The sequence below is a fragment of the Streptomyces sp. NPDC033845 genome (assembly GCF_055576225.1).
Window position 1 is genome coordinate 576,006 of record NZ_JBVIRI010000002.1, and the last position, 14,968, is coordinate 590,973.

The window sequence follows — 14,968 nt, forward strand, 5'->3', positions numbered from 1 at the left end:
ACGTGCCCGGGCGCCCGTTCACCGGGCCAGGTCCTCCAGATCGCCCAGGTCCCCGAAGTCCCCGAAGTCGCCGAGCCCGAGGCCCGGCAGCGCCAGACCGCCCGGCCCGCCGCCCGACAGCGGCAGCTCGGCCCAGATCACCTTCCCGCGGCCGGTGTAGCGGGTGCCCCACCGCTCCGCCAACTGGGCCACCAGGAACAGCCCGCGCCCGCCCTCGTCGGTGGTCGCCGCGTACCGCAGGTGCGGGGCGGTGCTGCTGCTGTCCGACACCTCGCAGGTCAGCACCCGGTCCCGGAGCAGCCGGACCCCGATGGGCTCCCCGCCGTACCGGATGGCGTTGGTGACCAGCTCGCTGAGGATCAGCTCGGCGGTGAACGCCACCTCCTCCAGCCCCCAGGCCGACAGCTGCGCGGAGGCCGCGTTGCGGACCGGCGAGACCTGCGCCGGATCGGCCGGCACGTCCCAGCAGGCCACCTGGTCCGGGGCCAGCCGGCGGGCCCCCGCCACCAGCAGGGCGATGTCGTCGCTCGGCGCCGGGAACAGCAGTCCGCCCAGCACGTCCGAGCAGATCTCCTCCGGGCTCCGGCCCGGCCGGGCCAGCGCCCCCGCGAGCAGCTCCAGCCCAGTCTCCAGGTCCCGTTCCCGGTCCTCCAGCAGCCCGTCGGTGAACAGCACCAGCCGGCTCGCCTCCGGCAGCGTCAGCTCGGCCGATTCGTACGGCATCCCGCCCAGCCCCAGCGGCAGCCCCGCCGGGACCTCCGGGAACTCCACCCGCCCGTCCGGCCGGACCAGGGCCGGCCCCGGGTGCCCGGCCCGGGCCACCGCGCACCGCCCGGAGACCGGGTCGTAGACCGCGTACAGGCAGGTGGCCCCGGTGATCCCGGCCCCGTCCCCGGATCCGGCCGCCCCGTCCGGCCGTCCGTCCCGGCCCTCCGCCTGGTCCAGGTCGATCCGCGCCACCAGCTCGTCCAGATGCCCCAGCAGCTCCTCCGGCGGCAGGTCCAGGGTGGAGAAGTTGTGGACCGCGGTCCGCAGCCGGCCCATCGTCGCCGCCGCGTGCAGCCCGTGCCCCACCACGTCGCCGACCACCAGCGCCACCCGCGCCCCGGGCAGCGGGATCACGTCGAACCAGTCACCGCCCACCCCGGCCTTGGCCGGCAGGTAGCGGAACGCCACCTCCACCGCGTTCTGCTCCGGCAGCACCCGGGGCAGCAGGCTCCGCTGGAGGGTGACGGCCATCGCGTGCTCCCGGGTGAACCGGCGCGCGTTGTCGATGGAGACCGCCGCCCGGGCCGCCAGTTCCTCCGCGAAGGACAGGTCCTCCTCCACGAACGGATCGGGGGTGTCGGCCCGCCAGAAGTTCGCCATGCCCAGCACCACCCCGCGGGCCTGCAGGGGCACGCTGATCAGCGAGTGGATGCCGTACGCCAGGGTGCGGGCCGCGCCGGGCGGGTCCTGGGTCCGCCAGCCGAGCGCGGTGGTCAGGTCGGATTCCAGGACGGCCCGGCCGGCCTCCAGGGCGGCCGCCATCGGGGTGGCGGGCACCAGGAAGCTGATCAGGTCCCCGACCGGCTGGAGCGGCGGATCGGGCCGGACCCCGCTGAGGGCGGTGCGGCGCATCTCGGTGGCCGCCGCGGAGGGCTCCTCCCCGCGCAGCACCGGGTCCAGCAGCTCGACGGTGACGAAGTCCGCGAACCGCGGCACCGCCACCTCGGCCAGCTCCTCGGCGGTCCGCACCACGTCCAGGGTGGTGCCGATCCGCACCCCCGCGTCGTAGAGGAGCTGGAGCCGGCCGCGGGCCACCTCGGACCGGCCGGACAGGGCCGCCAGCTCGGTGGAGTCGCGCAGGGTGGCCACCGTGCCGGTGGGCTGGCCCCGGTGGGCCCGGGTGGGGCGCACGTTGACGGCGAGCAGCCGGTCCCCGGCCAGGTGCAGCTCGTCGGTGGCGATCCGGCCGGAGACCAGCAGGGCGGAGATCCCGGCGGGCAGTCCGAGCCGGTTGACCGGCTGCTGCTCGGCGTCGGCCGGCAGGTCCAGCAGCCGGCGCGCCTCGTCGTTGGCGAGCTGGAGCCGCCCGTCCGCCCCGATGATCAGCACCCCCTCGCGGACGGCGTGCAGCACCGCCTCGTGGTGCTCGTTCATCCGGCTCATCTCGACCGGGCCCAGGCCGCCGGTCTGCCGCCGCAGCCGCCGGGTCACCAGGGCGGCCCCGCCGGTGCCCAGCAGCAGGGCCGCCGCCCCGGAGCCCAGCACCAGCGGCAGCTGGTCCTCGACCACCTCGCCGACGTTCTGGATCTCGATGCCGGTGCTGACCAGCCCGACCACCGTCCCGCCGGCGTCCCGCACCGGGACCACCGCCCGGACCGCGTCGCTGGGCCGGCCCCGGAAGATCTCGGTGAAGGACCGGCCGGCCGCGGCCCGGCCGATGTCCCCGCTGGCCCGCGCCCCGATCAGCTCGGGCCGGGAGTCGGTGAACCGGATGCCGTCCTTGCTGAGGACGGACACGAAGTCCACCCCGGACGCCTGCCGGGCGGCCTCCGCCTGCGGTTGGAGGGCCGCCGTGGGGTCGGGGGAGCGCAGGGCCGCGGCCGTGCCCGGGGCGTGTGCGAAGGCCTCGGCGGCCGCCAGCGAGCGGTTGCGGGCGTCCCGGGTGCTGTCGTGCCGGGCCTGGAGGACCAGCGCGAACACCGCCGCCGTCACCAGCACCAGCACGATCACCGCCTGGAGGGCGAACACCTGTCCGGCCACGCTGCGCGACCAGGCCCGGGGGCTCACGGTCCGCTCCGGGCGATCATCAGGGCCACGTCGTCGGAGCCCTCCTCCCCGCGCAGCGCGTCCAGCAGCAGGTCACAGGTGTCCTCCAGTGGCCGGGACGGGTCGTCCAGCAGCTCCAGCAGGGCCTCCAGCCGCTCGTCGATCGGATCGTCCCGGGTCTCCACCAGCCCGTCGGTGTAGAGCACCAGCTGGTCGCCCTCGCGGAGGTCCACGGTGATGGTCTCGAAGGCCACCCCGCCCACCCCGAGCGGGGCCCCGGTCGGCAGCCGCACCAGCTCCGCCCGGCCGGCCCCCGAGCGCAGCACGGCCGGGGGCAGATGGCCGGCGTTGGCGATCCGGCACTGCCGCCGGTCCGGGTCGTAGACGGCGTACAGGCAGGTGGCGATGTAGTGCTCCAGCCCGGAGGTGATCTTGTCCAGGTGTCTCAGCACCTGCTCCGGTTCGAGGTCGAGGTCCGCGAAGGCGCAGGTGGCGGTCCGCAGCCGGCCCATGGTGGCGGCCGCGTCGATCCCGCTGCCCATCACGTCGCCCACCACCAGCGCGGTCTTGCGGCCGGCCAGCCGGATCACGTCGTACCAGTCCCCGCCGACCTCGCTGGAGCCCTGCGCGGGCCGGTAGCGGGAGGCGATCTCCAGGCCCGGCGGATGCGGCGGGATGCCCGGCAGCAGGCTCCGCTGGAGGGTGACCGCGGAGTTCCGCACGCTCTGGTACCAGCGGGCGTTGTCGATGGCCACCGCCGCCCGCGCCGCCAGCTCGGTGGCCAGCACCACGTCGTCCTCGTCGAAGGGCAGCGGATTGCGCGCCCGCTTCAGGTCCAGGGCCCCGAGCACCTCCCCACGGGCGATCAGCGGCACCGCCAGGTACGAGTGCAGGCCCGCCCGTTCCAGCTGCGCCGCGGCCTCCGCGCTGCGCGCGATCCGCGGGAAGTCCTCCGGCCGCACCTCGGGCACCAGCACCGGCAGGGCGGTGTGCACGCACCGGGTGACCAGCCGGTCCTCCCCGTACATGGCGAGCTCCCCTTCCGGGTCCGCGGCCGGCAGCGCCTCCGAGGGGTAGCCGGCCTTCACCGCCAGGGCCCGGAACAGCTCCGGTCCGCTCTCCGGGGCACCGGGACGGCGGCAGGACAGTACGGAGTCCAGGACGTCGACCGCCGCGATGTCGGCGAGCTCCGGGACCACCACCTCGGCCAGCTCGTGGGCGGTGCGGTCCACCTCCAGGGTGGTGCCCACCCGGGCCGAGGCGTCGGCGATCACCGCCAGCCTGCGCCGGGCCCGGTCCGCCGCGGTGTCCGAGCGGTGCCGCTCGGTGATGTCCACCACCGACACCCCGACCCCCAGCACCCGGCCGCGCGGCCCTTCCAGCCGGTAGAAGGACACCGACCAGGCGTGGTCCTCGTCCGGGTCGGCGGGGGTCCGGCCGACCGAGTACTGGTCCAGCAGCGGCCGGCCGGTGGCGAGCACCGAGCGCAGCGAGGCCTCCAGCGCCCCGGCGTCCAGGAAGGGCAGGGTCTCGCGGATGCCGCGCCCGAGGTGGTCGGCGGCCGGGATGCCGTTGATGCGCTCCAGGGCCGGGTTGACCAGCACGTACCGCAGATCGGTGTCCATCAGGGCCAGCCCGATGGGGGACTGGGAGACCAGCCTCTCGGAGAGGGCCAGATCGGTCTCCAGCCGGTGGACGGTGGCGTGGTCGGCGGCGATGCCGAGGGCGTAGTGGTCGCCGAAGCTGTCCTGGAGCCGCATGTTCCGGAACTCCACCATCCGGGTGCCGCCGTCCCGCAGCCGCACCGGGAACGCCCCGGCCCAGCCCTCCCCGCTCTCCAGCACCTCGGCGAACAGCCGCACCACCTGGTCCAGGTGCTCCTCCCGGACCAGCAGCCGGCCGGCGAAGCGGCCCAGGGCCTCGCCGGCGGTCCAGCCGAAGAGCCGCTCTGCCTCGGGGCTCCAGAACCGGATGCGCCCCTCGGAGTCGAGGACCACGGCGGCCACGCCGAGGACGTCCAGCAGACCCCTCGGCTCCCGCGGGTCGGGCTCTGGGGGAGGCACCGGCGAATCGGTCACCCCTCCATGCTGCCCCCTGCGGCTGTCCAGGGCCCTCCGAGCCGCCGGGGCACGCCAGGGGCACACCTCTCCTATAGGGTGTTTTGAGCGGTAAGCGCATTAATGTACCCATTCGGGGCCCCTGCGGGGTGAGGTCGTTTCCTTGGACACAGATCAGCGCGCGAGCGAGGCGCCGGACCACCGGCCCCAGCGTGCCGTCGGGTACGCGGGCGTACTCCGCGAACTGCTCCCCATCGCCCTGTGGCGGGAGGACGCCGAAGGCCGGGTCGTCGAATGGTCCCTGGCCGCCCAGGACCTCCTCGGCCACCTCCCCGAAGAGGTCCTGGGCCGCCCCGCCTCCGGCATCCTCGTCCCCGACGGGAACCGGGAACTCGCCGACGAACTCACCCACCGGGTGCACGCCGGGGAAACCGTCGTCGGCACCCTCTCGGTCCGCCACCGCGACGGCCACCCGGTCACCATGGAGATGTGGATCGTCCCCGCCACCGACCCGCACGGCCGCCCCGGCACCCTGCTGATCGCCGTGGAGACCAGCGAAGTCCTCCGGATGCGGGACTCCCTCGCCGCCCTGGAGAGCCTCTTCACCCAGTCGCCCATCGGCCTCGCCACCCTCGGCACCGACCTCCGCTTCCTCCGCGTGAACGAGGCCCTGGCCCGGATGAACGGCGCCTCCGCCGCCGACCACCTCGGCCGCCGCCTCACCGAAGTCGTCCCGGGCATCAACGCCACCGCCCTCGAAGCCATGATGCGCCGCGCCCTGGACAGCGGCAGCCCGGTCATCGACACCCGCCGGACCGGCCGCACCTCCGCCGACCCGGCCCACGACCACACCTGGTCCTGCTCCTACGCCCCGCTGCGCGACACCTCCGGCCGGATCCTCGGCCTGATCGCCTCCATCATCGACATCACCGCCGGCGAACAGGCCATGGCCGAGGCCGAACGGGCCCGCCGCCGCCTCGCCCTGCTCGCCGAGGCCGGCACCCGGGTGGGCACCACCCTGGACCTCGCCCAGACCGCCCGCGAGATCGTCGAGGTGCTCGTCCCCGCCCTGGCCGACTCCGCCGACGTCCAGGTCCTGGAAGAGGTTCTGGCCCCCGACGAGACCGGCACCGCCCGCCACGGACTGGTCCGCCGACTGGCCGCCACCTTCCCCGACCCCGGCGCCCCCACCGCCAAACTCGTCGAGGGCCTCACCTTCCAGGTCCCGCCCGGCTCCGTCTACGACCGGGTCATCGAGCAGGGCCGGGCCATGAACCTCGGCTACGCCGACATCCCCGCCCTGATCACCGACCCCCGGGCCGAACGCCTCCGCAACTACCTGGCCAGCCGCATCGGCTCCGCCCGGCTGGTCCCACTGGTCGCCCGCGGCCGGGTGCTCGGCGCCGTGGTCGTCACCCGGCTGCTGCACCGCGAACCCTTCGGCGCCCAGGACATCCTGCTGATCGACGAACTCGTCGCCCGCGCCGCCCTCAACATCGACAACGCCCGGATGTACACCGGCCAGCGCGAGGCCGCCCGCACCCTCCAGAGCAGCCTCACCAACAACACCCTGCCCCGGGTGCCCGGACTCGACCTCACCGGCCGCTACCTCCCGGCCAGCGACCACGACGTCGGCGGCGACTGGTACGACGCGATCTGCCTGCCCGGCGGCCGCACCGGACTCGTCATCGGCGACGTGATGGGCCACGGCATCCACGCCGCCGCCGTGATGGGCCAGCTCCGCACCGCCGTCCGCACCCTGGCCCGACATGACGTGCCGCCCGTCGCCATGCTCCGCTCCCTGGACGACATCGTCGCAGAACTGGGCGCCGACGAGATGGCCACCTGCGTCTACGCCGTCCACGACCCGGCCACCGGCGGCTGCGAGATCGCCCGCGCCGGACACCCGCCGCCCGCCGTGGTCTCCCCGGACGGCACCGTCGGCTTCCTCGACGGCCCGCCCGGCACCCCGCTGGGCACCGGAGCCGACTCCTTCCGCGCCGAACACGTCCCGCTGCCCCCGGGCAGCCTCCTCGCCCTCTACACCGACGGCCTCATCGAGTCCCGGCACCGCGACCTCGACCAGGGGATGCGCCGCCTCGCCCGGGTCCTCACCGAACTCGACCGGCCGCTGGACGCCATCTGCGAGGCCGTCCTGGGCACCGTCCCGCCCACCCCCGCCCAGGACGACGTCGCCCTCCTCCTGGCCCGCCCGCTCCGCTAGTCCGCGCCTTCCGGCCCAGGCCGTGCCTTGCCGGCGGCTCAGCCGGGCTGGGTCTCGTACGCGGTCACCGCGGCCAGCATCCGGCGGGCCAGGTCACGGACCGGCCGCTCCACCCACGGACAGCCCAGCACCAGCCGGCACAGCGAGGCCAGGATCGTCGCGTCCCGCTCCTGCCAGGCCAGCCCGACCGCCGTCATCCGGTCCGTCAGCAGCGCCCCCACCTCCTCGCGGGCCGAGGGGTTCGCCCAGGCCGAGGCCAGCAGGGCGAAGCCCGCCGCCTCGTTCACCCAGTCCTCCGGCCCGAACAGCAGGTCCACCAGCACGTCCCGGCGCCGCGACCGCGACCACGGCTCGTCCGCGTGGTGGTGCGCGATCCCCAGACAGGCGAAGGTCTGCACCGCCCGCACCCACAACTCCGGCTGCCGGCCCAGCAGATAGGCGCCCTGCTCGCTGTCCCGGGGCAGCGGCGGGTGCACGCACACCGCCAGCAGGTCCCCCAGCGCCAGCCCGGACAGCCGCACCGCGTGGTCGTAGGCCGCGCCCGGCGCGTCCCAGCCCACCGAGGCCACCTGGCGCACCAGTTCGGCGGCCGGCCGGGACGGCGGGGCCAGGGCCGGCCGGGCCGCCGGCCCGTCGAACTCCCACAGCCGGGTGCCCACCTCGTGCTGCGGCAGCCGCGGATCGGGCAGCGGCACCAGCTTGTACGCGATGCCCGACCGGGGCAGCCCCATCCGGACCGCCAGACCGGTGCTCGGCGGCTCCAGGTGCGTGCCGACCAGCTCGATGCCCCGCACCGGCGCGGCGGCCGGATCGGCCAGTATCCGGTGCAGCACCCCGACACTGGCCTCCGAGGCCGGGTGCACATGCCCGAGCCACGGTTCGCCGTCGCACAGCTGGGCCAGCAGATGGCCCGCGTACCAGTGGTCCGGATGGTCCCTCAGATGGTCGGACAGGGCCAGCAGATGGACCGCGTCCCCGCCGTCCAGGGCATGCCGCAGCGCGTGCACCGCCGGACCCGCCTTGGGGTGCCCCGGATCGATGTCCAGCACCGCGTCCAGCCAGGGGAGGCCCTCGGCGGGCCGGCCCGCCCGCTGGTAGAGCTCGGCCACGTCCACGTACCGCTCCAGATCGGAGGGGTCGCGGGCGATCTGGTCCTGCCGGACCGTCAGCGCGGCCTCCGCCCAGGCGTCGGCGTCGTCCGTCTCCCCGGACCGGCGGGCCAGCACCGAGCCCAGGGTGAGCAGCGGCGCGTGCTCCGGACAGCGCGCCAGCACCGCCCGCACCAGCCGGTAGAACGGGGCCACCGCCTCCCGGAGCGGATCGGGACGCGGCCGGGGCTTCTCCGGAAGGGCCCGGGTGACCGCGGCGACGGCCCGGGCCATCGCCTCCGGGCTCACCAGCTCCGGCAGGTCCGGCCGGGCCAGCCAGCCGGCCCGCGCCCAACCGCGCTCCGGCTGGGCGCCGATCAGCGCCCCCAGCCGGTCCACGGCGGCGTCCCAGCGCCCGGCCGCCGCGTACAGATGGGCCAGCGCGCCGACGGTCCCGGCGTACGCCTCGTCCGCCGGGAACAGGCCCAGCGCGGCCTCCGGCCCACCGGCGGCGGCGGCCAGCCGGGCCAGTACCTCGTGGACCTCCGGCAGCGCCGGGTCCGCGGCCAGGGCGGCCGCCAGATGCCGTGCCGCCGCCCGGTGCCCGCCGACGGCCAGGGCCCTTCGCGCAGCCTCCGCCTCGGCCCCTGCCCGGGCCGGGCCGTGCTGCCCCTCGTTCATCCCCATGACGAGAAAAGTACCCAACCAGCGGACGGCCACGACACCGTCGGGCGGCCTCCGGACGGAGAGTCGCGGCCCGGGGCGGCCGGGCCCGCCCGCCGCGCTCCCGCCCCTGCTCACACCCGGCGCAGTGCGGTGGCCAGTTGGGCCCGGGACCGGACGTCCAGCTTCTGGTAGATCCGGGTCAGCCGCGCCTCCACGGTCTTCACGCTGAGGAACAGTTTCGCCGCCGCCTCCTGGTTGCTGGCACCCTCGGCGACCAGCAGCGCCAGCCGGGACTCGGCCTCGGTGAGCACCGCCGGTTCCGCCCCGGGAACCCCTCCGGGGGCCGGCCCGCGCCCGGCACCGGCCGGCACCTCCCGGGTCAACTCCGCCCAGGGCACCGCCCCGGCCCGGTCGAAGACCTCGGCCGCGCTCAGCAGGGCCGCCCGCGCCGGGGCCCGGCGGCGCCGGCGGCGCTCCACCCGGGCCAGCGCGAGCAGGGTCCGCCCCCGCTCCCAGGGCTGCTCCAGCTCCTCGAACCGGTCCGCGGTGGCGGCCAGCAGGCCGACCGCCCCGTCGGTGTCCCCGGCCGCCGACAGCAGCAGCCCGTGCGCCCGGTCCAGGGCGGCCAGCACCCCGGACCGGCCCAGCCGTTCCGCCACCTCGCGCACCCCGGTCAGCAGCCGCTCCGCCTCGGCCGGCTCGTCGGCCGCCACCAGCGCCTCGGCCAACTCCCCGTGCCAGCGCAGCACCGAGGGGTCCACCACCTGCTGGGCCTCCTCCAGCGCGGCCACCCGGCGCAGGGTCGCGACCGCCCGGGCGGCCTCCCCGGTGGCCAGCTCGACCAGCCCCAGCGCGTACAGCCCGCGGGACAGGAACACCTGGTCCCGCTCCTCCTCCGAGGCCCGCACCCCGCGCCGGGCGTATCCGGCGGCCCGTACGAAACTGCCGCCCGCACACTCGGCCATGGCCGCCAGGTACCAGGCCGGGCCGGGGGACAGGCCGGCCCCGATGGTCAGTTCCAGGGCCCGCCGGGCGTGGGCGCCGGCCGTGGCGCAGCGGCCGCTGCGGAGTTCCACCTCGGTGAGGCTGCGGAGCACCTCGAAGACGTCCTCGGCCGAGCCGGTGCGCTCCACCGCGGGCAGCAGCACCAGCAGCTGCCGGCGGGCCTCCGCGACCCGGTCGTCGAACAGGGCGTGCCGCACGGCCAGGTACTGCGGGGCGTTCCGCATGCCCAGCGGAACCTCGGGCACCGGCAGCGCCAGAGCCTCGGCGAGGATCTCCTCGGCCCGCGGATCGCCCAGGATCCGGCCCATCCGGGCCCGGACGGTCAGGGCCATGGCCTCGGCGACCCGGTCCCCGCCCGCCTTGGCCAGCTCCCCGGCCCGGGCGGCCGCCGCCCGGGAACGCACCGGGTCCCCGTCGCTCAGGTTCAGCTTCCAGGCCACCCGCAGCTGTACGGCGGCCAGCAGCGCCGGATCCCCGGCCGCGTCGGCCATGGCGTGCGCGAAGGTCTCGTCCAGGTCCCCGAGGGCCTGCCCGGCCGCGTCGATCACGGCGAGTCGGGCCCGGACCCGGTCGGCCGGGGCGGCGTCCCGGGCGAGCACGGCCCGGGTGGCCCGCCGGGCCAGATCGGCCCGGCCCGACCAGCCGGCGTCCTCGGCGGCCGCGACGAGCCGCTCCAGTTCGGCGGCCGGCCGGTCCACCGGTGTCCGCTCGGCGGCCAGCATCCCCAGCTCGGCGGCCAGCGCCCGGTCGCCGAGCCGCCGGCAGGCCGCGGCGGCCTCCGCGACCTCGGCGGCCAGCGGCTCGTCGGGCAGGTCCACGGCCAGCGCCCGGTGCCGTACGGCCTGCACCGGATCGTCCACGGCCCCGGCCAGCGCGGCGTGCCCGGAGGCCCGCTCGGGCCAGCCGGCGTCGGCGGCCAGGGTGGCGGGCAGCGCCCCGGCGGTGAACTCCACCCGGCCGTCCTGGCCCACCGTGACCAGCGCGGCCCGCTCGGCCCCGGCCAGGTCCGCCTCGGCGTCCGGCCGGCCGGCCCGGCGCAGCAGGGCGGTGGTCGGGCGGGCGGCGAGGGCGGCCAGCAGCAGGGTGCGGTGGGAGCGGACGGGTGCCTGGGCGAGCAGCCGCCGGGTGACCTCCCGGGCCGGGCCGGACACCGGCAGCGGGTCGGCGTGGTGCGCGCAGCCGTCCCGGGTCTCGGCCAGCGAGTGCCCGAGGGCCAGGGCCAGCCGCGGGTTCCCGCCGCTGGCCTGGTGGATCCGTCCGGCGAGCCGGGCGGGCAGGCCGTGCCGGACCAGGAGCTCGGCCAGTTCGTCGGCGCCGAGCGGGGGGACCCGTACGGCCGGGGTGCCCGGTCCGCACAGGGACTCGGCGACGGGCGCCCCGCCGGGGGCGCACTCGGCGGCCAGCAGCCGCACCCCGGGCGGGGTGAGGCGCAGGGCGTAGCGGAGCAGGTCGGCGCTCTCCGGGTCGAGCCACTGGGCGTTGTCGAGGACGATCAGCAGGGGTCCGGTGGCGGCCATGGTCCGCAGCACCTCGGCCAGGGCCAGCCGCAGGGCCACGTGGTCGCGGCCGGCTCCCGGGGCGTCGGTCTCCCGGCGCAGCAGGGCCAGCGCGGTGCGCTGCGGGCCGGCCGGCAGGTCCAGTGCGGCGCAGGGCACCGAGGCGAGCAGGGCGGCGGCCCCGGCTTCGGGCAGGGCCCGGTCGGCGGCCTCGGGGGCCAGCCGGAGCACGGTCTCGCCGCGTCCGCAGGCGGCCTCCGCCACGGAGTCGGCCAGGACCGTCTTCCCGGCCCCGGTGGGTCCGGTGAGGACCGCCCGGCCGCGGGCGGTCAGCGCGCGGTGGACCGCCTCGACCAGTTCGCCCTGTCCGACGGCCGCCTCAGCGTTCCCCGACGCCGTCACCCACAGCCACCCACTCTCGCGCCCTGACCTGTGCCTCACCTGTGAGCGCGAGAATACGAGGTCGCGGGGCCGGTGGACCCGGATTGTGACGCAGAAATCAGCCGGGAACCGGAAAGACCCGCGGGCCTGCCGTCATGGGACGAATCGGCAGGCCCGCGGGCTTAGTTGGTCCGGACCTATCGGTCAGGCAGGTCCGGACCTATGGGGGGTGGCGGCCTGTGTGGGGGGTGGGCCGTTGGTTCTCGGGGTGGTCCTCGGGTGGTCCTAGAAGCCGAGGCTCCAGGAGTCGATGTACCCGGTGTCGGCGGCGGCCACGTCCTGGACGCGGAGCTGCCAGGTGCCGTTCGCCGTCCAGGCGGAGGCGTCGACGGTGTAGGTGGTGCTCAGGTTGTCGGCGCCGTCGTTGGAGGAGTTCTGCAGGCGCTTGACCGCACCGCCCGGGCCGACCAGGTCGACGACCAGGTCACCGCGGTAGGTGTGCTTGATGTCCACGGTCACCTTCAGGGCGGCCGGGGCGTTGCCGGTCCGGCCGGAGACGGTGATCGAGGAGGAGACCGCGCCCCCGTTGTCCGGGATCGCCACGTCGGTGGTGTTCTGGTAGGCCGGGGTGACCGGACCGGAGGTGACGGCCGCGACGGTCTTGGCCGCGTCGGCGAGGCCGGCGCCGCAGCCGCCGGTGCAGGTGCCGGCCAGCGGACGGGCGTTGGTCTTGATCGCCGACTCGATCTGCGCCGGGGTCAGCGCGGAGTTCGCCGACTTCAGCAGGGCGGCGAGGCCGGCCACGTGCGGGGCGGCCATGCTGGTGCCCTGGTACGGCTTGTAGATCTCGGCGCCGGGGGTGGTGGTGCCGCCGTTCAGGGTGGAGAGGATGCCGTTCTCGGGGGTGGTGACGGTGCCGGGCGTGTCGGTGGCGCGGCGGGTCTCACCGCCCGGGGCGGCGACATCGATGATCGACCCGTAGTTGGAGTAGAAGGAGCGGTCGCCGGTGCGGTTGCTGGCGGCCACGTTGATCACGTTGTTGCAGCTGGCCGGGGAGAAGCCGGAGGCGTCCGCGTTGCTGTTGCCGGCGGCGACCACCACGGTGGTGCCGCGGCCCACGGCGGCGTTGATGGCGTTCTGGTAGCTGGTGCCGCAGGCGCCGGAGCCGCCGAGGCTCATGTTGATGACCTTGGCCGGGGTGGCGTTGGCCGGGACGCCGGGGACGGAGCCGCCGGAGGCCCAGGTGATCGCGTCGACGATGTCGGAGGTCGCGCCGCCGCACTTGCCGAGGACCCGCACCGGCTGGATCTTGGCGCCGTGGGCGATGCCCGCGATGCCCTTCGAGTTGTTGGTGGCGGCGGCGATGGTGCCGGCCACGTGGGTGCCGTGCCAGGAGGAGTCGCTGGCCTTGGAGCCGGTGCCGCACTCGCCCGCGGCGCTCCAGTCGCCCTGGTCGGCGGGGTTGTTGTCGCGGCCGTTGCCGTCGCGGGCGGCGCTGGAGGAGCTGATGAAGTCGTAGCCCGCGACCGTGTTGGCGGTCAGGTCGGAGTGGGCGACGGAGCCGGTGTCGAGGACGGCGACGGTGACGCCTGAGCCGGTGGCGGTGTCCCAGGCGGTGGGCACGTTCATGCCGGCGGTGGGCTCGAAGAGGTCCCACTGCTTGGTGTACTCGGTGTCGTTCGGGGTGGCCAGGGCGTAGGCCCGGCTGTCCGGCTCCACGTAGGCGACGTCCGGGTCGGCGCGGAACTGGGCCATCACGTCGGCGGCTTCGGCGGGGGCCAGGGTGCCGCCCAGGTCGACCAGGGCGGCACCGGTGCCGAGCCGGCGCTCGAAGGCCAGGCTCTCACCGGCCCTGGCGCCCTTGGCGGTGGCGTCGGCCGCGGCGGCGGAGTTCGAACTCGCCTCGGAGGCGGTCGACTTGTAGCCGATGATCAGGTTCTCCACCGGTGCGGCCGGCTGCGGCACGCCGAGGGCCGCGGCGGGGGACGGGCCGGGGAGGGCGGCGGTCGGGGCGGCGGGGAGCGCCGTGGCGGCGGTGGCGGTGCCGCCGAGGAGGGTGACGGAGATCGCCACCACGGATATCAGCCGACGTCGGGATGCGTGCAAGGTGTGCCCTTTCGCGACCGGTTCCGGGCAGGCCGGAGCGGCCGGTTGGTGCGGTGTGGGAGGTGAACCGGCGGAGGGGTGTAGGGGGATGCGGCCGCCGGTGGGCAGACATTAGGCAAACCCGGAATGAACCCGATACGGGGAAAACCCTTGCCGAACCCCTCCCGCCCCCCTGCCCCCGATCCGGCCACTGCCGCCGGATCCGCTCAACTACCGCCTGGTCTGCGCGAGTTGATGCGAACAGGGAAAAATGCCCGGGCGGAAGAGTTCACACGCCGGACACAGTCGTCCGCATAGCGGACGGGGAATGCGTGGGGTGCGGGCCGGGGGCCCGGGCCTCAGGGCAGCGGAGGCGGCTCGTAGGGGTCCGCGTCGGCGGTGGTGGCGATGGTGAACAGGCCCCCCGCCGGGTCCTGGAGGGTGGCGTGCCGGTCGCTCTCCGCCCCGGCCCCGGTGGGCACCGAGGTGCCGCCCAGCTCGATCGCCCGGGCCACCGCCGCCTCCAGGTCCGGCACCCGGAAGTTGACCCGCCAGCGCGGCCGGATGCGCGGGTCCGGGGCGTACTCGGCGGCCCCGCCGCGGATCCGGGCCACCGGGTGGCCGCTGTGCCGCAGCACCACATGGCCGTCCTCGTAGCTGGCGTCGCAGCAGCCCTCGGTGTCGCAGGCCCAGTCCAGGACCTCCCCGTAGAAGATCGCGGCGTCCAGGGCGTGCCGGGTGCGCAGCTCCAGCCAGGCCGGCGCGTCCTCCCGGCCGATGTGCCAGTCCGGGATCACGCTGCCCTGCCAGATCCCGAAGATCGCCCCCTCGCGGTCGGCGGCCAGGGCCGCCCGGCCGGTGCCGAAGGTCAGCGGTCCCACGGCCACGGTGCCGCTGCGCTCGGTGATCCGCGCGCCGGTCACGTCGGCGTCGTCCACCGCGAAGTACGGGGTCCAGGCGACCGGGACGGAGAGCCGGTCGGCGCCCTCGCCGATGCCGGCCACCGGCACCCCGCCCAGGAAGGCCACCCGGAAGTTCTCGCCCAGCCCGGTCTGGCGGAAGGACCAGCCCAGGACCTCCCCGTAGAAGTGCTCGGCGGCCGTCAGGTCGCGGGTCATCAGGCTGACCCAGCAGGGCGCTCCGTACACCTCGTGGGTAGACGTGGACATCGCTGTCAGCCCCATCCGCTTCGGTCGTCGCTGGACTCGCACC

The 14,968-nt window shown here is 75.8% G+C and carries 7 protein-coding genes; 1 reads left to right on the plus strand and 6 read right to left on the minus strand.

Annotated features, from left to right (window positions below; genetic code table 11):
• Positions 1-18 precede the first annotated feature (18 nt).
• Both ACZ50K_RS06660 and ACZ50K_RS06665 read right to left on the minus strand, forming a co-directional pair.
• Positions 19-2,775: a SpoIIE family protein phosphatase gene (locus ACZ50K_RS06660; protein WP_468898224.1), complete on the minus strand. Its 2,757-nt coding sequence runs from the start codon at positions 2,773-2,775 to the stop codon at positions 19-21.
• Positions 2,772-4,832 carry a SpoIIE family protein phosphatase gene (locus ACZ50K_RS06665; RefSeq protein WP_468898226.1) on the minus strand — a complete coding sequence of 687 codons (2,061 nt, stop codon included), beginning with the start codon at positions 4,830-4,832 and terminating at the stop codon, positions 2,772-2,774. The genes ACZ50K_RS06660 and ACZ50K_RS06665 overlap by 4 nt, the downstream gene beginning before the upstream one ends.
• A gap of 142 nt (positions 4,833-4,974) precedes the next feature.
• Between ACZ50K_RS06665 and ACZ50K_RS06670 the strand changes: the two genes are divergently transcribed.
• Positions 4,975-7,035, plus strand: a complete 2,061-nt coding sequence (locus ACZ50K_RS06670; RefSeq protein ID WP_468898228.1) for a SpoIIE family protein phosphatase — start codon at positions 4,975-4,977, stop codon at positions 7,033-7,035.
• A gap of 38 nt (positions 7,036-7,073) precedes the next feature.
• Here the strand turns inward: ACZ50K_RS06670 and ACZ50K_RS06675 are convergent, their stop codons facing one another.
• From ACZ50K_RS06675 to ACZ50K_RS06690, 4 genes are all read right to left on the minus strand, one after another.
• Positions 7,074-8,810, minus strand: a complete 1,737-nt coding sequence (locus ACZ50K_RS06675; protein WP_468898230.1) for a hypothetical protein — start codon at positions 8,808-8,810, stop codon at positions 7,074-7,076.
• 110 nt (positions 8,811-8,920) lie between these two features.
• The gene (locus tag ACZ50K_RS06680) at positions 8,921-11,692 is read right to left on the minus strand and encodes a helix-turn-helix transcriptional regulator (RefSeq protein WP_468898233.1); all 2,772 of its coding nucleotides are present in this window, start codon (positions 11,690-11,692) and stop codon (positions 8,921-8,923) included.
• 264 nt (positions 11,693-11,956) lie between these two features.
• Positions 11,957-13,744, minus strand: a complete 1,788-nt coding sequence (locus ACZ50K_RS06685) for a S8 family serine peptidase (RefSeq protein ID WP_468898504.1) — start codon at positions 13,742-13,744, stop codon at positions 11,957-11,959.
• Positions 13,745-14,115: 371 nt separating this feature from the next.
• Positions 14,116-14,925 carry a VOC family protein gene (locus ACZ50K_RS06690; RefSeq protein WP_468898235.1) on the minus strand — a complete coding sequence of 270 codons (810 nt, stop codon included), beginning with the start codon at positions 14,923-14,925 and terminating at the stop codon, positions 14,116-14,118.
• Positions 14,926-14,968 lie beyond the last annotated feature (43 nt).